We start from the raw sequence: 20714 nt of genomic DNA, 5'->3' as shown, positions 1-20714 counted from the left end.
TACGCGGATTTAACTAAAGGAAAGAACTCGGAAGTTGCTATAAATAAAAAAAATAAAAAAATGATAAAAAAAGGTTTAAAAAACAAATGAAATGGGTAGTGGTTTTATTAAAAAAAATTTTGGGTAAAAGGTGCATAAAAAATGTAGAAAACTAAACAATTGCATGATTAATATGATAATGTAAATATATACATATAAATAACATACGTCGATATTTATGGATTCTGCTTATATAAGAACATTTAGTAGGAAAGAAAAGCAGTAATTTTAAATGGGGGTTATTATGTCAGAAAATATTTCTAGTTATTCATCAGAATCTAATCAATTAGTAGATGATGCATATGTAGTTGGAATAGGAGCTTCTGCAGGTGGCTTAGAAGCGATTGAACAATTCTTTTCTCATTTAACAGCTGATACAGGAATGATTTATGTCCTTGTACAGCATTTGTCTGTTAAATATAAGAGTTTTATGCCAGAATTGCTTTCAAAAAAAACCAATATGAATATAGTGAGAATTGCTGATGGGTTAAAGGCAGTTCCCAATACCATTTATTTAAACCCGCCCCATCATTATATAACGATAGAAAATGGAGTATTCCGTGTAGAGGAATATGATAAAAATGTCCCTAATCACTTTCCGATTGATCGTTTCTTTAACTCATTAGCGGAAGAAAAAAAAGATAAGGCTATTAGTATTATATTTTCTGGAAATGGAACGGATGGAACAGAGGGAGTAAAAGCGATAAAAGAGTGCGGTGGTATGGTTATTGTTCAAGAAGAAGAAAGTGCTAAATTTGAGAATATGCCTAAAAGTGTCATTCACTCGGGTTATGCGGATTATATTGAATTACCAGCGAAAATCCCTACAATTTTTCAAACAATGCTTGAGCCAGCTACTATTACATATATGGAAGAAACATTAAATCAAATATTTCATATTATCCATAAAAGAACTGGAATAAACTTTTCTAACTATAAAAAAAGCAGTATTTTAAGAAGAATGGAAAAAAGAATGAATGTTTTAAAGGGCGAAGTACATAGTATGGAGTCGTATTATAAATATTTAGAAAAAAATGCGGACGAAATTGATCTACTTCAAAAGGATTTACTAATTAATGTGACTGAATTTTTTAGAGATCCTAAGGCTTTTAATGAAGTAGAGCGATTAATACCAGATTTAGTGAAACATAAAGTGGATAGTGGTGCTGATGAAATAAGACTTTGGTCAGTAGGATGTTCAACAGGGCAAGAGGCCTATTCATTAGCAATTATTTTGGATCGATATTTAAAAAGTTTGGACTATACCATTGATTTTCGGATTTTTGCAACAGATGTTGATAGAGAGACAATTAAAAGTGCTAGCGATGGCATTTATGATAAATCATTAATTAGTTCCCTGCCGGAGAGTTTAACAAGTCATTATTTTGATGAGCATGGGGAGAAATATCAAGTAAAGAAATTCTTAAGAAAGAAAATAGTTTTTGCTCCACACAATATTACCAAAGATTCCCCTTTTGTAAATATTGATTTAATTAGTTGCCGTAATATGATGATATATTTCCAGCCAGAATTACAGCAAAAAATATTATCTTTATTTCATTTTTCTTTAGTTGATAATGGTATTTTATTTCTTGGTCCTAGTGAAACCATAGGTAAATTAACCACATTATTTGAACCTATCCATTCTAAATGGAAAATATATAGAAGTCGTAGTGGCGGGATATGGGAAGTTAGAGAACCTACTGTTACTTTAGATAATCCCAAGAAAGAACAATTATCAAGAGATTTGAGTCATTCTAATAGTTTCTTCGAGGTTTTACCTACACGTAAACTGGATGTTTTGTATCAAAATTTAATCAATGAATTTATGGATCCTTGTATTATTATTAATGAGAAAAATGAAGTCATTCTTACTTCGAAGAGTGCTAACAAATTACTAACTATTCCTATTGGACAAACAAATTATAGCATTCATAAGCTTGTACCTACACCTTTATCTGTTATTATTGGAACAGCTTTAAAGAAATTAACAGGCATAGAAAGTGAAATTCACTATAAGGGTATAGCAATAAAAATTAATGATGAAGAGCAAGAATTTGATCTAACCATTAGGAGATTAGCTGGAAGTGATACATTAACGGTTCTATCTTTTCATAAAAAAGATGTTTCGTTAGAGAAGGATCATTTCAGTGCTCCCATCTATTTTGACCCAAATACTTCGATTTCAGAAAGGGTAATAGATTTAGAGCAAGAATTATTTTATACACAGCAAAATTTACAAACTACAATAGAAGAACTAGAAACTTCTAATGAAGAACTACAATCAACAAATGAAGAATTAATCGCATCTAATGAAGAGTTGCAAAGTACAAATGAAGAGCTTCAATCAGTGAATGAAGAGCTTCTTAATGTGAATAACGAATTTGAATCTAAAATTAGTGAATTGACTAGTACGACGAATGATCTAGATAATTTGCTCGTAAACACAAGTATAGCTACGATATTTTTAGACAAAGCTCTGAATATCAAGTTATTTACACCTGAAATTCAAAAGATTATTAATATACTAGAAATGGATATTGGTAGACCATTTTTTCATTTAACACATAACCTAGAATTTGGCTCCTTACTTCAAATTGCTGAACAAGTACTACGTACATCAGAAAAAATGCAGTATGAGATAAAAAGTAGAGATGATAGATGGTATACAATGAAGGCAATGCCATATCGCACAGGAAACAATATCATTGATGGTGTAGTAATTACCTTTACGGATATTACAGATATTAAAGCATCCAATCAAAAGCTTATGTTTACCTCAAGTGTTATTGAGCAAACACCAACAAGTATTTGCATAACAGATAAGCATGGAAAAATAGAATTTGCTAATGCTCGATTTAGAAAGCACTTGGGAATAGAGCAAGAACAAATAGAGAATACAGATAAGACCCTATTTGAGTTTTATGAAGATTTTCTTCATGCTACTATTTCTGATGAAATTTGGGCAAATATGTTAACAGGAGAAGCCTGGGTAGGAGATATCTCTTACTATAATGAAGATAAACAAGAAATTTGGGAAAGTGTTAGCATGCTTCCAATATTAAATGAAGATGGTACATTAGCGAATGTCTTGCGGATTGCGGAGGATATAACAGAGAGAGTAAAATCAGAGGATATGTTAAAGAAATCTGAAATGCTTTCTGCTGTAGGGCAATTAGCAGCTGGAATTGCTCATGAAATTAGAAATCCACTAACCTCACTTAAAGGATTTCTTCAATTAATGATGCAAAGTAATGAATATAATAAAGAGTATACAGAAGTAATGTTCTCGGAATTCAATCGGTTAGAGCTTATTATTAGCGAATTTTTAGTATTAGCAAAACCACAAGCATTATCATTCCAATCACTTAGTCTTGAAAAGGTATTAGAAGATGTTCATATTCTTTTGAATACTCAAGCAATCCTAAAAAATGTACAAATAGAAATGAAGGTTCAAGAAGATATTCCATTTATATACGGAAATGAAAAAGAATTAAAGCAATTATTTATTAATATGATTAAGAATGGAATAGAGGCAATGGAAGAGACGGAAGGGGCAATTCGAATTGTCGTTTCTATGGAAAAAACAGAAAAAGTACTTGTGCAAATAATAGATCAAGGAAAAGGAATCCCGAAAGAGCAATTACAAAAAATGGGACAGCCATTCTTTACGACAAAAGAAAAAGGAACAGGATTAGGATTAATGATCAGCCAAAAAATTGTGGCAAATCATCATGGTACCTTACATTTTCAAAGTGAATTAGGTGTAGGTACAACTGTCGAAGTAAGATTTCCAGTTGAAAAAAAGCTTAGTTGATGGATGATTTTATCTCATCAACTAAGCTTTTTATATCCCTTAATTCGTCATACACTAGTTCTAAATAGTCAGATTTGTCATTTTCAATAATAATATTCGTCATAACACCAAGTAAGTCCATAATAGAAGAGGTAGATCTTCTAATAGAATCTAATCTTTTGCTCGTATCTATTTGGATGATTTTTTCTAAGCTTGTGGAATCTGATTGGGAAAGAGAGTACTGTTCTAGGTTTTTATATGCCTGCTCGTCCATATTCACAATGCTTTCTTTCAATTGGAAGAGTTCATATTGTAAATTAATATACTGGTCATGAAATGGCTGACAAAATATATAGTATTGATTCTCTTCTACGTGAAAAGAAGCATTCACTCTAAAAAGAGTAGGTGGATTATTTTTTGTCACCATATTTATTTCCACTGAATCATGAAAATTTTTTTCTAGTAAGTAAGTCTTAAACTTATCTAAACTCTCCGAATCAATGAGCTCTAAGAAATTTTTAGTACAATTAAAAAAGTGATTACATGGAGGGGACTTATCGATGATTCTATAATCTTTCGAAATCTGGAAAAAAGGTATTGGGATATGATTAATAGTAATACTCATCTTTGTTCTCCATGCATCATATTAAGTAATGCTCTTTCTTTGGCATAATGAATAATCCAATTCTTTAGAGAATACTGATCGTTTAATAAATAAATATGATTATCTTTAAGCATCTCAAAGGAATATTCATTTAAAAGTCTGCTTCCAATAATAATATCTGGTTTGTTATTTATATCAGAAAATGTAGAAATATATTGCTCTAATTTTGGAATAGTATAGGACATGGTGAAAGAAATCGCAATTACATCAGGATTCCATTTTCTAGCCATGTATAGAGCATGTTCTAATGGTAAATTAGCACCAAGATTTCTTGTTATCCAACCATATTCTTCAAAGGTAGATGCGCACATTTTTAAGCCAAGAGTATGATGTTCGGCCTCAGGACAGAACAACATAACCTTTCTTGCTTGTACGTTTCCCATTTTTTCTTTTTCCCATTGATATCTGATAATAAAACCTCGCATACGCCAGTTGCTAAATGTTCCTCCGCAACACTAATTTCGTTTCTTTGCCACATATATCCTATCTCTCTTAATGCGGTTGTAATGAGCTCATCATATATAAAGGTAGAACTGTATCCTTTATAATCATATTCTTTTATGATTGCCCAGCATTTATTTAAATCGCCTTCTAATAAAGAGTCGGCTAATTCTTTTGAAGAAGTAAAGACCATTCTCCTAATCCTTTCTCTACTATTTGTTCGTTTTTCGATTTCTATATTTCTATTAGAATATCTATAATAATAAATTATACTATACTAGAGCGATTTTTTTACATTTAAATAGGAAGGTGTCAAAGTGGAAATTCATCAAAAAGATCAGATTGTAGAACGTTTATTTATACGGTTTTATAGAGAATATCCGAGCTTGGAGAAATTCGGTGATAATGGCAAAAGGCGTACAAAGGAAGATATCTATTACCATTTTCAATACCTTGAAACGGCTTATACATTAAGAGAGCTTAACATATTTAAGGATTATGTGATTTGGCTAGGGGAAGTCTTGGAAACAAGAGGGGTAGGTCGACATTTATTATTTATTAATTTTGCATGGTTAATAGAGGAAATAGAAAAATTGGAAAAAACAGATGAGCATGATTTCTACTTAGAAGCATTAAAAAAAGGGATGCAGCTATTAAGTGAAGATGATAATTTGATTTAGGTGAAAACAAAAAAATCTGCTCCATTTCATCTGTTTAAACGGGGCAGATAATCTTCAGGTAAATCAGTATATTAAAGTCTATAAAAATTAGTTGTATTATGGAATAATTGTTCGTAAACGGATAATGTTTTTTCATTCTTTAACCGAGCTATTTCTTTAATGGTATGGTGAATCATACTTGGCATCGTTTTTTGTTTTACAAATGGACCTTCAAATGGCCATGGTCCATCTGTTTCTACCATGATCTGTTCTAGGGGGAATTGTTTAGCTATCTTTTGTATGTTTTCCTCGTATAATATGTCTGGAGTAAATGAAAGGAAATAACCGTTTGCCTTAAGGTGCTCTACTGTCTTATCTTTTCCTTTAAACCAATGAAAATGTGCATGATTATAATTGTGTTTCTCAAGTAAATTAATAACAATTGGTGCTTCTTTGTAAATACTATGTAAGATAATAGGCTTATTCCACTTCTTCGCCATAAGTAAAAATTGTTCCAATAATTCTATGTATGGCTCTAAAGGGTAGAGCTCTGGATGCTCCAATCTACAATAATGTGGTAACCCAACTTCTCCTATAGCTATCATGCTTTCGTGATTATCTTCTATCCATTTCAAAAGTTGACTTATTTCTTCGTCAGAAGGCATTACTTGTTCAGGGTGAAACCCATATGCAGGTTTAATGAAATCAAACTCCTTGCTAAGCTGGAAGTTTTTTTGACTAGAAGAGAGATTCATAGAGACAGCAATAGCGTATGCTAATGTTTGATCATTTTGCATTTCTTTCCTATCTTCGTATGTATATTGATCTAAGTGAATATGTGAATCAATCATTTTCTTCATTTTAATCACCCTTTTAAGCAGGAATAAATCTCTTTTTTATACTGTAAAAAATCTTTTTCTAACCATAGTTCTGAGCTTCTTGGTCTGTCAAATGGAACTTTTATCTCTTTAATAATGGTTGCTGGATTGGAAGAAAGTATAATGATTCGATCTGACAAATAAAGTGCTTCTTCAATATTATGTGTAATAAATAGGATGGTTCTTTTGTTCGATTCCCATATGGATAATAACCATTGCTGCATGTCTAAACGAGTGAATTCATCTAAAGCACCAAAAGGTTCATCTAATAACAATAGTTCTTGAGAGCTTAATAATGCACGAATAAAGGAGGCTCTTTGTTTCATTCCCCCAGATAATGCATTAGGATACTGGTCCGTATAGTCAGAAAGTCCCGCTTTTTCTAACATGGCTGTAGCAATAGCCTTCTGCTTTTTTCCTGATAGCTCTTGTCCTAACATGACATTTTCTATTATTGTTCTCCAAGGAAATAAAGAAGGAGCTTGTGGCATATAGCTAATATGTCCTTTTGTCCCAGTTATGTTCTCGTCATTTAAAAATATATTTCCTTGGTTTGGTTGAAGTAATCCACCTATTAATTGGAAAAGAGTACTTTTTCCGCTTCCAGAAGGCCCTATGATGGAGACGAATTCACCTTTCTTAATAAGTAGGTTAATGTTCTTAAGAACATGGTGTGAGCCAAAGGATTTATCAACATGGTCTATTCTTAAATAATCCACTTTAAACACTCCTTCCTTTTCTGTGTACAAACCACTTTTCTAGTAATTGGATAATAAAGAAAAATAGCAAACTTAAAATCATAATCGCAAAAATAGCAACAAATACACGATCTGTTCGAAAACTAGAAGAAGCTAAATTCATGTATACACCTACACCGGATTTTGCTCCTAGCCATTCCGATATGACAGCTCCCATCACACTATAGGTAGCAGAAATCTTTAAGCCAGAAAAAATGGATGGAAGGGAAAACGGCCATTCTAACTTCCAAAAAAGTTGGCGAGAGTTTGCTCCTGACATTTTCATATAGTGCTTTAATTCTGCTGGTGTTTGCATAAATCCATCTAGACAAGCGATTGTAATGGGGAAAAAGCAGACTAATGTAATGATAATTAATTTTGGTAATAAGCCAAACCCAAACCATATTATTAATAAAGGAGCAAGTACAATAATAGGTATATTTTGCGTTAATATTAATAAAGGATAAATAGCTTTTCTTAAAAAAGTTACTCGGTGAAGTGTGATGGCGATAACTAAACCAACAGCAGTACCGATGAGAAATCCGTATAACGATAATTTTGTTGTTGAAAGCAAATGAAGCGAGAAGGATTCCCAACTGGTAAGTGCTTCCCTTCCTATTGATAGGGGGGAAGGCAAAAGCCATTCTTCTATTTGAAAAAAAGTTACGGAAATTTGCCAAATAATTAATAAAAGAAGGAGAACCACTGCGGGTCTCCAAATTTTGTTCCATGCATTTCTCATGAATGATATTTCTCCGTTAAAGTTGACAAGGTAATGCCATCTGGTTGGTATAGCACCTTAATTTGAGTAATGACATTTTTACTGCCAATTTCCATCATTTTCTTATTCATCTTACTTATTATTTGAAATAGCTCATCCATATTGCCTTCCATGGTCGTTTCTAAAGGGTGGACTTCATATTTGATGCCACTTTCTTGAATGATTTTAATAGCTTCATCTACATAAGGAATAACATCTTCTCCATTTTTTGTTTTCGGAATAATCTGCACACTAATCAAAGAGTTAGCCATATTTATTCGTCTCCTTCTGGTAGAAATTCATTAGTAAAAGCTTTCTCTGCATCTAATTTACTATCAAGTATTTTATTATCATACATCCAATTAGCATAGTTTTCCCAAACGGAAAGCTTCTGTTCTCCCCAACGGTCTGCGTCATCTTGATATTTGGATGCAAGCCACTCTTGGCTTTTCTTAACTAGTTCTTTATCTAAGTCTGGAGCAGCGCTTAATAGAATCTCACTGGCTTTATTCGGATTCTCTATACTGTATTCATACCCTTCAGATACAGCTTTTAAAAATGTTTTCACTGTTTCAGGATTAGAATCAATCATTTTTTCATTCGTTGCAATTACTGGTGTGTAGTAGTCTAATTTATCACTGAAGTCTGTTAGGTAAATCATATTTAATTTTTCTCCACGTAACTCTGCTTCTACACCAGTCCATCCATAATAAATCCATGCAAAGTCTACATCTTTCTTAGTAGCTGTGAAAAAATCTGTATCTCCAATATTTAAAAACTCTACATCATTAACATCTCCACCATCTATTTGCATAAGAGAGCTAATAACACTTTTTTCAACTTCTGACCCAAAAGCTCCGTAAGTTTTTCCAACAAAATCTTTCGGTGATTGAATATTTTTATCAACTGGTGAAGCAAAGCCAGATGTATTATGCTGAATTACAGCTGCTATTGATACAATAGGCACACCTTCTGTTCTAGCTTGGGTAATATTTTCTTGATAACTGATGCCAAAATCAGCTTTCCCTGAAGCAACTAACGCATCCGCACTAGATTCACCAGGTGTAATAATTTCAACATCTAATCCATTTTCTTTAAAATAACCATTTTCTTGTGCTACATATAGTCCAGTATGATTGGTATTAGGTGTCCAATCTAGTACCATTGTTATCTTTTGTAATTCATTTTCTTTGCCTTCTGTACTTGGAGTGGAACTATTACTACAACTAACAAGTAATAATACAGCCACCATTGCTAACATTATTTTTTTCATGAGTAACCCCCAACTTTTTGTATTGAATTAGAAAAGATAAGGAGGAGAATGTTGTAGGAAATTCTTTATTAATAAAAATAAAAAGCGCTCAGTAGGACTGAACGCTTTTAAAATACATGACTAAATAAGGCTAATTATGTATTAAAGAATATACGTTTCCTACGCTGGTATAAACCAGATCAGGTTCAAAGGGTTTTATCTTTATTGATAACTCTCAACCAGAAACACTGGTTCCCCTACAAATTCTTTTCTATTTCATTGTCACCAACTATTATACCAAAGAATATGGATAGCGAAAAGAAATAAAAAAAATTGGTGTATAGGAATAGGTAGGGCATTGCAAACTTTGATGTATCGCGATAATATAAGGGAATGGACTTAAAATGAAAGTGCAAAAGAGAGGAACGTAACATGTCAAATAATTTTAATCAGAATGTACTATCTCGTCGCACATTTGCGATTATTTCCCATCCAGATGCCGGGAAAACTACATTAACGGAAAAGTTACTACTGTTCGGCGGTGCTATAAGAGATGCTGGAACAGTTAAAGGGAAGAAAACTGGGAAATTTGCAACAAGTGATTGGATGGAAATAGAAAAACAAAGAGGGATATCTGTTACATCGAGTGTTATGCAGTTCGATTATAACGATTGTCGAGTGAATATCCTTGATACACCAGGTCACCAAGATTTTAGTGAAGATACTTATCGTACTTTAACAGCAGTAGATAGTGCTGTTATGATTATTGATTCTGCAAAAGGAATAGAAGCACAAACCCTAAAATTATTCAAAGTTTGTAAAATGAGAGGAATACCAATTTTCACGTTTATTAATAAAATGGATCGCCAAGGTAAGGCACCTCTAGAATTATTAGCAGAACTTGAAGAAGTAATGGGAATCGAAGCGTATCCAATGAACTGGCCGATTGGAATGGGGAAAGAATTCTTAGGAATTTATGATCGTTTCTATAATCGCATTGAACAGTTCAGAGTGGAAGAGGAAGAGAAATATATAGCGTTAAATGATGATGGAGAAATCGAAGGAGATCATCCAATTAAAATTGATTCTCTATATGATCAAACCCTAGAAGAAATTATGCTACTTAATGAAGCTGGTAACGAGTTTTCTAGAGAGAAGATTGATAGTGGAGATCTTACTCCCGTATTCTTTGGAAGTGCGTTAAGTAATTTTGGTGTTCAAACATTTTTAGAAACATATCTAGAATTTGCTCCATCGCCACAAGCTAGAAATTCATCTGTAGGAGAAATAGATCCATTATCAGAGGATTTCTCTGGATTTATATTTAAAATACAAGCAAATATGAATCCAGCCCATCGAGATCGTATTGCTTTTTTACGTATATGTTCAGGTAGATTTGAACGCGGTATGACGGTGAATTTACCTCGTGCTGGGAAACAAATCAAGCTAGCTCAATCTACTCAATTTATGGCAGATGATAGAAGTACGGTTAATGAAGCGGTAAGTGGAGATATTATTGGTCTGTATGACCCTGGTTTCTATCAAATTGGGGATACCTTGACTGTTAATAAAAATAATTTTCAATATGAAAAGCTACCACAATTTACACCTGAGCTTTTTGTGAGAGTTACGGCGAAAAACGTAATGAAACAAAAGCATTTTCATAAGGGTATTCAACAATTAGTTCAAGAGGGAGCTATTCAGCTTTATAAAACATTAAAAACAGAAGATTATCTACTAGGAGCTGTAGGACAACTGCAGTTTGAAGTATTCGAGCATCGTATGAGAAATGAATATAATGTAGATGTCTTAATGGAGCATGTAGGTTCTAAAATAGCAAGATGGATAGTAGACGAAGAGGTTAACGAAAATCTTTCTAGTGGTCGAAGTCTACTAGTAGAGGATCGTTATGGGAAAAAAGCTTTCTTATTTGAAAATGAATTTGCTTTAAGATGGTTCCAAGATAAAAATCCAGAAGTTAAATTATATAATCCGATGGATGAAGAATAATAGGTAGTAGTATATACCTAAAAGAGGAGTGCTTACTAAGAGCACTCCTCTTTTTTTTGTGTGATATTTTCTGACATATAAATACGTTTATTTATTTTTAAAATTTAAAGTTTTCAAAAAACTATTTGTATTCACGTGAAAAATAGGTATAATAAAAACAAGTTATCACAAACTTGTCATCTGATGTTAGTTTTTATTACGTGTAATGGGTTAGAAGTGATGTTATAGTCATTCTCTATATTTAGTATTCGTATATACTAAAAAGATTGAATATTCAGTTTTAAACGAGGTGGCTTACATATAAAAAAATCTTAGGGGGAATAAAAACATGAAGAAAAGTTTATCTCTAATGTTTAGCTTGCTATTAGTCCTTGTATTAGCACTAGCTGGTTGTTCTAGTGATGAAACAAGTACAGATGGAGAAACAGAAGGAAACTCATCTGCTGCCTCAGGTAATAGTTTATTAGAGTCAATAATAGACAGAGGTACATTAAAAGCTGGTATTAATGATGCGTTACCAGGGTTTGGATACATAGGGTCAGATGGTAAGAATTCAGGTTTTGATGTGGACTTTGCAAAGGCAATTGCTGCTGGTGTTCTTGGAGATGCAACAAAGGTAGAATATAGACCTCTTTCTGCAACAGACCGTTTTACAGCAGTTCAGTCTGGAGAAGTAGATGTGCTTATTCGTAATACTACTTGGACAACAAACCGTGATGCAGAGGTTGGATTAAGCTTTGCTCCTGTCACTTTTTATGATGGGCAAGGAATTATGGCCCCGAAAGATAGTGGTATTACTACATTAGAGGACTTAGAAGGAATGACAATTGGTGTAGAAACAGGAACAACTACAGAATTAAATTTAGCTGATCAAATGGCAGCTGCTGGTGTCACTTATACTCCTGCAACATTTGATAATGCAGATGCTGTTATTGCGGCATATGAAAGTGGATCTATCGATGCATGGACAACAGATAAATCTGGATTAGTTTCTCGTCAATCCACTTTACAAGACCCTAATGCACATATTATTTTAGATGCTACTTTATCTAAGGAACCATTAGCTCCAGCAGTCAAAGACGGTGATGAAAAATGGTCAGATGCAGTTACTTGGATTGTATATGCAACCATTCAAGCTGAAGAGTTTGGTATTACATCTACAAATGTAGATGAATTCTTAACTAGTGAAAATCCAGAAATCCAAAGATTATTAGGTGTTGAAGGGAATTTAGGAGAGCAATTAGGATTATCTAATGACTTTGCTTACCAAGTAATCAAGCAAGTTGGGAATTATGGAGAAATTTACGATCGTAACTTAGGACCAGATACAGCATTTAAATTAGAGCGAACTCAAAATGCTTTATATAGCGATGGTGGATTGTTGTACTCTATCCCATTCCGTTAAAAAATGAGAAATGAATTGTAAATAGTTAGGAAGGGGATATCTCAAGAAAATAAAAATACTTTGAGGTATCTCCTATTCTTTTATGTGAGGTGAAAGGCATGGAATTAAAGAAGACTTCCACTCCGGTATGGAGAAATAGAAAGATTGTTCCTATTTTATTTCAACTTATCTTCCTATTAATAGTTGGAACAGTCATCTTTTTTATGATTCAAAATGTTATGGCAGGTTTAAAACAAATTGGGTTGACTTTAGGTTTAGACTATTTAAGTCTTAGAGCATCTTTTCCAATTTCTGAATCCTTAATTAGTTATACACCAGCAGATCCATATTTTCGGGCATTGATTGTTGGTTTGTTGAATACTCTAAAAGTTTCTATTTTTGGAATTATTTTTGCGTCAATTATTGGAGTAGTTGTAGGGATTGCAAGATTATCGGACAACTGGCTATTAAGTAAAGTTGCGACAGTTTACGTAGAAGTATTTCGTAATACGCCGCTGTTAGTTCAAATCTTCATTTGGAATTTTGCTGTTTTTCTTCAAATGCCTAAAGTGCAAGAGGCTGTATCAATTGGTCCTTTTTATTTTTCAAACAGAGGTGCTAGTGTACCATGGTTTCATTTACAGGATAACACATTCATTTGGGTAGTTATATTGATTGTATTAGGTATTGTAGGATTTATTTTTTATAAAAAGCTATCGAATTACACGATAGAAACAGGAAAAAAAACATTTCCTCTCACCTATAGTATTGGATTATTTCTAGTAGGTTTTGTTCTTACATATTTTATTTTAGGAAATGGCCCCTTACAAGTTTCAATACCGGCATTTGAAGGTAATAGCTTTGTCGGAGGAACATCCGTCTCCATTGGGTTTTTATCTGTATTGGTTGCATTAACTATTTATACTTCTACATTTATTGCTGAAATTGTACGTGCTGGAATCATCGGTGTTCCGAAAGGGCAGACAGAAGCGGCAAAAGCACTTGGCTTTAAAAGCTCCATTTCTTTAAGATTGATCATTTTTCCACAAGCTATTCGGATTATCATTCCACCACTAACTAGTCAATATCTTAATCTAATTAAAAATTCTAGTTTAGCGATGGCGGTGGCTTATCAGGATATAGTGGGAATTGGAAATACTATTATTAATCAAACTGGGCATACAATAGAGACTTTAATAATCGTTATTGGCGTTTATTTATTATTTAGTCTAGTTACATCACTTGTAATGAATCTGTTTAATAAAAAATTCCAATTGGTTGAAAGGTAGTGAGTCGAATTGGATAATATACAACGGAACAATACGGAAAAAGTGTTGAAAACAACTAAGTTGAATAATCAAACAAAATTACAATTATGGCTCAAGAATAATTTATTCAAAGACTGGAAAAATGCCATATTAACAATCTTAACACTGATGTTTTCTATCTATATTATTTTTAAGATAGGCGGATTTCTAGTAGCAAGTGAATGGGAAGTAGTGACAGAGAATCTTCCATTATTATTTATGGGTCAATTCCCAGTAGAAGAAGTATGGAGATTGTGGACTTCTATCCTTATACTTTCGGCATTACTTGGGGCGTCATGGGGTGTTTGGAGAGGTGTTATCGGACATGTGGCAATGACCATAGGATTTATTTTATTGGTTTTTGGCATTGTACCTTATACAGAAGCATCATCTAAGGTCTATTTATTTACTAGTGTAGCATTAATTTTATTATTCTATGGTATTGGAAGGTTTGTACCAAAGTTAAAGATTCCTATTTTAGTATTATGGATTTTATATATCCCTATTTCATTGGGTATCATTAATGGTTTCGGTATTATGGAACCAGTTAAATCTAATGTCTGGGGCGGATTTTTACTTACATTAATTTTGGCTTCTGTTTCTATTGTTTGTTCTTTTCCTTTAGGTTTATTGTTGGCTGTAGGTAGACGTAGTAAACTTCCTATTATTAAGTATAGTTGTATTATTTATATTGAACTAATACGGGGTATGCCTTTGATCATGGTATTATTTATTGCCCAGCTTCTTCTACCGATGTTTCTTGGAGGGGTACAATTAGATAATGTAGTTCGCGCTATGATAGCTTTTACCCTATTTAGTGCAGCATATCTAGCAGAAAACATTCGCGGTGGATTGCAGTCTATCCCACGAGGGCAATTTGAAGCAGCACAAGCATTAGGATTGAATCAGGCTAAAATGATGATTTTTATTATATTACCACAAGCTTTAAAAGCCGTAATACCAGCTATGGTAGGTCAATTTATTTCGATTTTTAAAGATACTTCTTTAGTAGCGGTAATAGGATTGTCTGATTTCTTAGGTATGGGAGAAAAAATTGCAGCTAATCCAGAATATTTAGGTAAGTATATGGAGTTATATATTGTTATCGCATTTATCTACTTTATATTCTGTTATTTAATGTCACATGTAAGTAAACATATAGAAAAGTCGCTTGGAGTTGGGTATAGATAGGAAGGGGAGAAGAAAAATGGAAAGTGTTTTCTCAGTCGATAAAATAACAACACCTTTAAATAAAAGAGAAGATATTATAACGGTAACTAAATTAAACAAATGGTATGGCGATCATCATGTGCTAAAGGATGTAGACTTAACTGTTAAGCAAGGGGAAGTTATAGTAATACTTGGTCCATCAGGTTCAGGTAAATCTACTTTTATACGCACGATAAATGCATTAGAAGAATTCCAAAAGGGTAGCATTGTAGTGGATGATATTGCATTAACAGATGACTTAAGAAATATAGAAGAAATACGAAAAGAAACTGGTATGGTATTTCAATCCTTTAATTTATTTCCTCATATGACCATCTTAAAGAATATATCGCTTGCACCGATTTGGGTTCGTAAATGGAAAAAAGCGAAAGCAGAACAAATTGCAAAGGAACTATTAGAAAGAGTAGGGATTCCGGAACAGGCGAATAAATATCCTGGTCAATTGTCTGGTGGTCAACAGCAACGTGTAGCAATTGCTAGAGCATTAGCCATGCAACCAAAAATCATGTTATTTGATGAACCTACATCAGCACTAGATCCAGAAATGGTAAAAGAAGTGTTGGATGTAATGAAGACATTGGCGGAGTCAGGTATGACGATGTTAGTAGTAACCCATGAGATGGGCTTTGCGAGACAAGTGGCAGACAGAATTGTGTTATTTGATAAAGGAGAAATTGTAGAAATGGGTAAACCAGAGGAAATCTTTGATAATCCAAAACATGAAAGAACAAAATTATTCTTATCACAGATCTTATAAAAGAGCCCGAGGGCTCTTTCGGCTTGTTGAAAAAGATTATGCAATGAAAATGCCTCCAATTTTATAACATGAGTGTGTTAAAAACTTGTATAAGTAATTAACTCGCTAAATAAGGTATTGGTTTCGGTTACAGGCGTTCGGTTCGCTTTCCATGGGGTTCGAGAAGCTTTATCCGAGGTCTGCCTTTTGCCTACAAGGTATAAAGCTCTCGCAGATTCCATAGGAGTCCCACCACTGAAACATAAATCATCTGGATAAAAATTAAGCTATATTAATAATTTTGTTGTAAAAAAAATTCCACAGCCAATTTGTAGGAATCATCAAAAATAAGCGGAGAATTCCGACTAATGGCAAATATACTGTTAATTTGCTTGCTAATAAGCGGATTTTTCCGGTTAAGTAAGGAAAATGCCTCCGATTTCATGTGTTCTAAGGAAATAGGCGTAATTCTCCGTCTATTTCCTTTGTTTTTCATGGAAGTAACGATAATAAGAGGATTTCTACGACTATTTTTCTAAAAGTGGTTTTTTCCAAATTCTCTATGGTACGAAGCATCCTACATTATTTCATCACTCTTTCAATTTTCTACTATTTCCACATTTGAATGGGTGAAGTGCATAGAATAATCCCTCGTTTTCCATTGTGTTACGAGGGGGTATCTCTATTATCACAAAATTGTCCATAGACAATTTTGTTTTTCAACAGTATGAAAAGAGCCCAAGAGCTCTTTTTTTTGTTAGCTTCAAGTAATAAGAATAAAAGATTTGTAAATTTGTTGGGATTTTTTAGGAGGGTGTATAAAAAGTAACATAACAGCTAAAAATGTTACAGTATAGTTACAGAAGTAAGGTATAGAAAATTAGATGGTGATACCGATGAAGGGGCTTAGTAAATTAGAAGCGATAATGTGGAGTATTGCACTACCAGGATTCAGCCAGTTATTATTGAAAAACTATTGGAAAGGAACCATTCTTGTTATACTGGAATTTATTATTAACGCAGCGAGTCACTTTAATAAAGCCATTATGCTAAGTTTTCTAGGTGATATTGATGAGGCAATTAAGGTAGTGAATTTTCAATGGCTCCTTTTTTATCCCTGTTTGTATATGTTTGCTATGTGGGATGCTTATAACACTGCTATGGAAACGGAAGATGAATACGCATTTTTACCTTTTGTATTTTGTGCATATTTTGTGACAGTAGGAGTGTTTTATTCCACTAAGCTTGAATTATTTGGAGTATTACTAGGTCCTGTTTTTCTACCAATCGTATTTTTGATTCCAGGCATAATATCTGGGGAAATAGTGAAGCGTAGCATCATATTTTATAAAAAGCAAAAGCAAGCTTAATCTTTTAGGATGTCAATAAAATCCTAAATAGTGTAGTAGGAGTTTGTGAAGAACATCACTCTGAATAGGGTGATGTTTTTTGTTACAGGTGCTCATAGTTTAAGCCAAGTGGAAAGAGGCCATTACACAGTTAACTTATATTAAGAGGGTTTGCTATACACTGATACAAATAGTATTACTTTCTCAGTGGCTTCCTCGTAAAACCTCTAGGATTTCATCCATGTAACCGTAGATCATCTGGCATAAAAATTCTATTCAATCTTCCTAAATTACATTTTCAACAAGCTGAGAGCTTAAGTTTTATTTAAAATAGTTTATAAAAAACAAAATTTGTATTGTCAAAGTATTAGGAGTTGGATATAATAGTATTATAATATTTGTATACTACTCAAAGGGGAGTAGCTTTTAGGTTCTAAACCTAAAACAAAGTCGTCAGTTCATGACTTAATGTCATCGGCTTTGTTGGCATCTACGTATGCTTTGCAAGACCTTTGCCTATTTGGCAAAGGTCTTTTTTGCGTACTTTTGTACATACTAACGAAAGAACGTAGCCAAACCTGCAAATAGGGGGTATACAAATAAAAAACAAAAGGAGGAAAAAGTATGGATGCTAGCATGTTGTTAGAATATGGATGGGTATTACTAATTTTAGTTGTGTTAGAAGGATTACTCGCAGCTGATAATGCGGTTGTTATGGCTGTAATGGTTAAACATTTACCACCAGATCAACAAAAAAAGGCACTTTTTTATGGTTTACTAGGAGCATTTGTTTTCCGTTTTGCTACATTATTTATGATCTCTTTCCTAGTAGATGTATGGCAAGTTCAAGCAATAGGTGCGATTTATCTATTGTTTATCGCAGTCCATAATATTTATGGGAAGTACGCGAATAAAGGGGATAAAGAGAAAGAAGGAAAAGAAAAGAAAAAATCTGGTTTTTGGATGACTGTGTTAAAAGTTGAATTGGCAGATATTGCATTTGCCATTGACTCTATGCTAGCTGCTGTTGCTCTAGCGATTACATTGCCAGCTACAGGTTGGTTCTCACTTGGTGGAATTGACGGTGGACAGTTTATGGTTATGTTCTTAGGAGGATTAATTGGCTTAATTATCATGCGTTTTGCTGCAAACTGGTTTGTTAAACTTCTTCATTCTAGACCATCATTAGAAACTGCAGCTTTCTTAATAGTTGGTTGGGTTGGTGTAAAATTAGCAGTATTTACATTAGCACACCCTGCAGTAGGATTCCTAGATGAGCATTTTCCAGAGTCAAAAGGTTGGAAGGCTGTATTCTGGATTGTGTTAGTAGCAATTGCTGTTGGAGGATATTTATTATCTAATAAAGAAGCTGTAAAGACAAAGGAAAGTAATGCACAATAATAAAAAGATTATCTCATGAACAAAAAAGCCATTCCTTATTGAATGGCTTTTTTGTTCGTGGCAAATAATAAGTCTGTTAGTTTGTTTTACCTGATAACTCAGCTTGTGCTTGTTGAACAAGTCTTTTTGTTATTTCTCCACCTACAGAACCATTTGATCTAGCTACAGTATCTGAGCCTAAACTAACTCCAAATTCTTGTGCAATTTCATATTTTATACTATCCATATATTGTTCAATCCCAGGAACTAATAATTTATTTGTAGTAGCCATTCTAATTTCCTCCTATTAGCAATTAGTATTTGTTCATACATATAGAACCAAGAAATGATTCTGTACTACTAATTTATGTGTTTTTTCTATAATAATAAGTGGTAATGATTGTGTATAACGGTTTTATATAGAATTTACCTCAAAAACCGCTAAAGGAAAAAAATAATAAAACAACTGTACGTGATAATGGAGATAAATTATACTTTTAGTTATTGATGATTTTTTTAGAAAGAAAGGAAATGTATCAGAATGAATTTGAGATTCAAAGAATTGCTGCAGAAATTTACACCAGCGCAAATTATTACAAGTTATTACTTAATTGCGGTAAGTGTTTCTGTCCTCTTATTACGATTGCCTGGTGTACATAAAGAAGGAGTTTCTGTTTCCTTTCTAGATAGTGTTTTTACTGCTGTTAGTGCTGTAAGTGTAACGGGATTAACGGTAGTGAATATTGCAGATACATATAGTACCTTTGGGATTTTTATTCTCATTTTAGTTTTGCAATTTGGTGGCATTGGAGTAATGACATTAGGAACTTTCTTTTGGATGTTGCTGCGGAAGAAAATTGGGTTAAGAGAGAGACAACTAATTATGCTTGATCATAATCAATCCAATCTTTCAGGATTAGTGAACTTGATTAGAGAAATAATAAAGATCATTTTAATAATAGAGATTCTTGGAGCCATTATTTTAACTTTACAATTTCATCATTATTATAATGATTGGAAAAGATCCTTATTACATGGATTATTTGCTTCTGTTAGTGCTACTACTAATGGAGGATTAGATATCACAGGTGGTTCATTAACACCCTTTAAGGATGATTATTTTGTCCAATTAGTTCATATTATTTTAATCACATTAGGTGCTATTGGATTCCCTGTATTAATTGAGGTAAAGAATTATTTATTTTTAAAAGGAGAAAACACATCCTTTCGATTTTCTCTGTTTACTAAATTAACAACTATCACATTTGGGTTCTTACTACTATTTGGTACAATTGTCATGATTCTTCTTGAGTGGAATCATTATTATATTGGTATGACCTGGCACGAAATATTTTTTAATGCCTTTTTTCATTCAGCATCCACTCGCAGTGGTGGACTAACCACCATGGACTTAAATCATTTATCTACAGGAACTTTGCTCATCTTTTGTTTTCTTATGTTTATAGGTGCATCACCGAGTTCTGTTGGTGGGGGAATAAGAACAACCACCTTTGCACTAAATTTATTATTTATTTATCATTATGCAAATGGAAATAAGCATATTAAGCTATTTAAAAGGGAGCTTCATGAAGAAGATATCATTAAATCTCTTGTTGTTACTATTTTCGCTACAGGGATTTGTTTAATATCCGTTATTATGTTGTCTATAACAGAGAATCTGCCTTTAATAAAAATTTTATTTGAAGTATGCTCAGCATTTGGAACTACAGGTCTGTCTTTAGGGATTACCCCAGAATTATCAAGCTTTGGAAAATGTGTTATTATGCTACTAATGTTTATAGGGCGTATAGGCTTAACCTCTTTTATCTATATCATTGGCGGAAAAGAGAAAAAAGACAATTTCCATTATCCAAAAGAAAGAATTATTATAGGCTAGAAGTTGCTAAGTATAAATATTTCAGTTCATCATAAGTAAATGGGCAAAAGTATTTCAACCAATAATTAGTCCGAACTATTAGAAGTCATTTTTTCTAGTTGTTCGGATCTTTTTTTTACCTGTTGAATATTGAATTTTAAAATTAGTGGAATGTAGCGGAAGACACTCGACTCCTGCGGGAAATAGAGGAAAAGC

The 20714-nt window shown here is 33.1% G+C and carries 19 protein-coding genes and 2 riboswitches; of the genes, 10 read left to right on the top strand and 9 right to left on the bottom strand.

What is annotated here, in order from left to right; all coding sequences use genetic code 11:
* The first annotated feature begins 283 nt into the window (after window positions 1-283).
* Complete coding sequence (locus F9279_RS11100) at window positions 284-3856, top strand: CheR family methyltransferase (RefSeq protein WP_152112959.1); 3573 nt, start codon at window positions 284-286, stop codon at window positions 3854-3856.
* Here the strand turns inward: F9279_RS11100 and F9279_RS11095 are convergent.
* From F9279_RS11095 to F9279_RS11085, 3 genes are read right to left on the bottom strand one after another with little or no spacing between them, the layout of a single operon-like run.
* Complete coding sequence (locus tag F9279_RS11095) at window positions 3849-4460, bottom strand: hypothetical protein (RefSeq protein ID WP_152112957.1); 612 nt, start codon at window positions 4458-4460, stop codon at window positions 3849-3851. The two genes, F9279_RS11100 and F9279_RS11095, sit on opposite strands and share 8 nt — an antisense overlap.
* Window positions 4457-4882, bottom strand: a complete 426-nt coding sequence (locus tag F9279_RS11090) for a B12-binding domain-containing protein (protein WP_193224539.1) — start codon at window positions 4880-4882, stop codon at window positions 4457-4459. Before F9279_RS11090 ends, F9279_RS11095 begins: the two co-directional genes overlap by 4 nt.
* On the bottom strand, window positions 4813-5133 hold the full coding sequence (locus tag F9279_RS11085) for a B12-binding domain-containing protein (RefSeq protein WP_152112953.1): 321 nt from the start codon (window positions 5131-5133) through the stop codon (window positions 4813-4815). Before F9279_RS11085 ends, F9279_RS11090 begins: the two co-directional genes overlap by 70 nt.
* Window positions 5134-5257: 124 nt before the next feature.
* On the opposite strand from F9279_RS11085, the gene F9279_RS11080 reads away from it, so the two are divergent.
* A complete protein-coding gene (locus tag F9279_RS11080) occupies window positions 5258-5620 on the top strand; it encodes a hypothetical protein (protein WP_152112951.1) in 363 nt (120 codons plus the stop codon).
* A gap of 71 nt (window positions 5621-5691) precedes the next feature.
* Here the strand turns inward: F9279_RS11080 and F9279_RS11075 are convergent, their stop codons facing one another.
* Genes F9279_RS11075 through F9279_RS11055 form a run of 5 tightly spaced genes read right to left on the bottom strand, consistent with a single transcriptional unit; the run spans window position 5692 to window position 9247 of the window.
* Entirely contained in the window at window positions 5692-6459 is a 768-nt protein-coding gene (locus F9279_RS11075) for a TatD family hydrolase (RefSeq protein WP_152112949.1), read from the bottom strand.
* Window positions 6460-6464: 5 nt separating this feature from the next.
* Window positions 6465-7196 (bottom strand): ABC transporter ATP-binding protein, encoded by a 732-nt coding sequence (locus F9279_RS11070; RefSeq protein WP_152112947.1) that lies wholly within the window; start codon window positions 7194-7196, stop codon window positions 6465-6467.
* A 1-nt stretch (window position 7197) separates the two neighbouring features.
* Window positions 7198-7956: an ABC transporter permease gene (locus tag F9279_RS11065; RefSeq protein WP_152112946.1), complete on the bottom strand. Its 759-nt coding sequence runs from the start codon at window positions 7954-7956 to the stop codon at window positions 7198-7200.
* Window positions 7953-8246: an MTH1187 family thiamine-binding protein gene (locus tag F9279_RS11060; RefSeq protein WP_152112944.1), complete on the bottom strand. Its 294-nt coding sequence runs from the start codon at window positions 8244-8246 to the stop codon at window positions 7953-7955. Before F9279_RS11060 ends, F9279_RS11065 begins: the two co-directional genes overlap by 4 nt.
* Window positions 8247-8248: 2 nt before the next feature.
* Window positions 8249-9247, bottom strand: a complete 999-nt coding sequence (locus F9279_RS11055; protein ID WP_152112942.1) for an ABC transporter substrate-binding protein — start codon at window positions 9245-9247, stop codon at window positions 8249-8251.
* 139 nt (window positions 9248-9386) lie between these two features.
* A riboswitch (TPP riboswitch) is annotated at window positions 9387-9495 on the bottom strand.
* A gap of 163 nt (window positions 9496-9658) precedes the next feature.
* Here F9279_RS11055 and F9279_RS11050 point away from each other — a divergent pair.
* The 7 genes from F9279_RS11050 (at window position 9659) to F9279_RS11020 (ending at window position 18643) form a co-directional block, all read left to right on the top strand.
* A complete protein-coding gene (locus F9279_RS11050) occupies window positions 9659-11236 on the top strand; it encodes a peptide chain release factor 3 (protein WP_152112940.1) in 1578 nt (525 codons plus the stop codon).
* Between the two features lie 328 nt (window positions 11237-11564).
* Entirely contained in the window at window positions 11565-12641 is a 1077-nt protein-coding gene (locus F9279_RS11045; RefSeq protein WP_152112938.1) for an amino acid ABC transporter substrate-binding protein, read from the top strand.
* A 98-nt stretch (window positions 12642-12739) separates the two neighbouring features.
* Window positions 12740-13909, top strand: coding sequence for an amino acid ABC transporter permease (locus F9279_RS11040; protein WP_152112936.1), 1170 nt, complete (start codon window positions 12740-12742; stop codon window positions 13907-13909).
* A gap of 9 nt (window positions 13910-13918) precedes the next feature.
* Entirely contained in the window at window positions 13919-15118 is a 1200-nt protein-coding gene (locus F9279_RS11035; protein ID WP_152112934.1) for an amino acid ABC transporter permease, read from the top strand.
* Window positions 15119-15134: 16 nt separating this feature from the next.
* The gene (locus F9279_RS11030; protein WP_152112932.1) at window positions 15135-15914 is read left to right on the top strand and encodes an amino acid ABC transporter ATP-binding protein; all 780 of its coding nucleotides are present in this window, start codon (window positions 15135-15137) and stop codon (window positions 15912-15914) included.
* A gap of 875 nt (window positions 15915-16789) precedes the next feature.
* Window positions 16790-17263, top strand: coding sequence for a hypothetical protein (locus F9279_RS11025; RefSeq protein ID WP_152112930.1), 474 nt, complete (start codon window positions 16790-16792; stop codon window positions 17261-17263).
* Window positions 17264-17644: 381 nt separating this feature from the next.
* Window positions 17645-17776, top strand: a riboswitch (yybP-ykoY riboswitch).
* 90 nt (window positions 17777-17866) lie between these two features.
* Window positions 17867-18643 (top strand): TerC family protein, encoded by a 777-nt coding sequence (locus F9279_RS11020; RefSeq protein WP_152112927.1) that lies wholly within the window; start codon window positions 17867-17869, stop codon window positions 18641-18643.
* A 76-nt stretch (window positions 18644-18719) separates the two neighbouring features.
* Here F9279_RS11020 and F9279_RS11015 read toward each other — a convergent pair whose 3' ends face one another.
* Window positions 18720-18914, bottom strand: coding sequence for an alpha/beta-type small acid-soluble spore protein (locus tag F9279_RS11015; protein ID WP_152112925.1), 195 nt, complete (start codon window positions 18912-18914; stop codon window positions 18720-18722).
* A 249-nt stretch (window positions 18915-19163) separates the two neighbouring features.
* Here F9279_RS11015 and F9279_RS11010 point away from each other — a divergent pair, with 249 nt between their 5' ends.
* Window positions 19164-20519 (top strand): TrkH family potassium uptake protein, encoded by a 1356-nt coding sequence (locus tag F9279_RS11010; RefSeq protein ID WP_152112923.1) that lies wholly within the window; start codon window positions 19164-19166, stop codon window positions 20517-20519.
* Window positions 20520-20714 lie beyond the last annotated feature (195 nt).

Origin of the sequence: Bacillus sp. B1-b2, assembly GCF_009183415.1 — a bacterium.
GTDB lineage: Bacteria > Bacillota > Bacilli > Bacillales > Cytobacillaceae > Niallia.
Note: the sequence above shows the minus strand (reverse complement) of the source record. Positions and strands in the feature narration are given on the sequence as shown.

Bases quoted from the DNA above. Each gene is read 5' to 3' on its own strand.
- F9279_RS11100 (WP_152112959.1), top strand. From the start codon at position 284: ATGTCAGAAAATATTTCTAGTTATTCATCAGAATCTAATCAATTAGTA.
- F9279_RS11095 (WP_152112957.1), bottom strand. From the start codon at position 4,460: ATGAGTATTACTATTAATCATATCCCAATACCTTTTTTCCAGATTTCG.
- F9279_RS11090 (WP_193224539.1), bottom strand. From the start codon at position 4,882: ATGGGAAACGTACAAGCAAGAAAGGTTATGTTGTTCTGTCCTGAGGCC.
- F9279_RS11085 (WP_152112953.1), bottom strand. From the start codon at position 5,133: ATGGTCTTTACTTCTTCAAAAGAATTAGCCGACTCTTTATTAGAAGGC.
- F9279_RS11075 (WP_152112949.1), bottom strand. From the start codon at position 6,459: ATGAAGAAAATGATTGATTCACATATTCACTTAGATCAATATACATAC.
- F9279_RS11065 (WP_152112946.1), bottom strand. From the start codon at position 7,956: ATGAGAAATGCATGGAACAAAATTTGGAGACCCGCAGTGGTTCTCCTT.
- F9279_RS11060 (WP_152112944.1), bottom strand. From the start codon at position 8,246: ATGGCTAACTCTTTGATTAGTGTGCAGATTATTCCGAAAACAAAAAAT.
- F9279_RS11055 (WP_152112942.1), bottom strand. From the start codon at position 9,247: ATGAAAAAAATAATGTTAGCAATGGTGGCTGTATTATTACTTGTTAGT.
- F9279_RS11050 (WP_152112940.1), top strand. From the start codon at position 9,659: ATGTCAAATAATTTTAATCAGAATGTACTATCTCGTCGCACATTTGCG.
- F9279_RS11045 (WP_152112938.1), top strand. From the start codon at position 11,565: ATGAAGAAAAGTTTATCTCTAATGTTTAGCTTGCTATTAGTCCTTGTA.
- F9279_RS11040 (WP_152112936.1), top strand. From the start codon at position 12,740: ATGGAATTAAAGAAGACTTCCACTCCGGTATGGAGAAATAGAAAGATT.
- F9279_RS11030 (WP_152112932.1), top strand. From the start codon at position 15,135: ATGGAAAGTGTTTTCTCAGTCGATAAAATAACAACACCTTTAAATAAA.
- F9279_RS11025 (WP_152112930.1), top strand. From the start codon at position 16,790: ATGAAGGGGCTTAGTAAATTAGAAGCGATAATGTGGAGTATTGCACTA.
- F9279_RS11020 (WP_152112927.1), top strand. From the start codon at position 17,867: ATGGATGCTAGCATGTTGTTAGAATATGGATGGGTATTACTAATTTTA.
- F9279_RS11015 (WP_152112925.1), bottom strand. From the start codon at position 18,914: ATGGCTACTACAAATAAATTATTAGTTCCTGGGATTGAACAATATATG.
- F9279_RS11010 (WP_152112923.1), top strand. From the start codon at position 19,164: ATGAATTTGAGATTCAAAGAATTGCTGCAGAAATTTACACCAGCGCAA.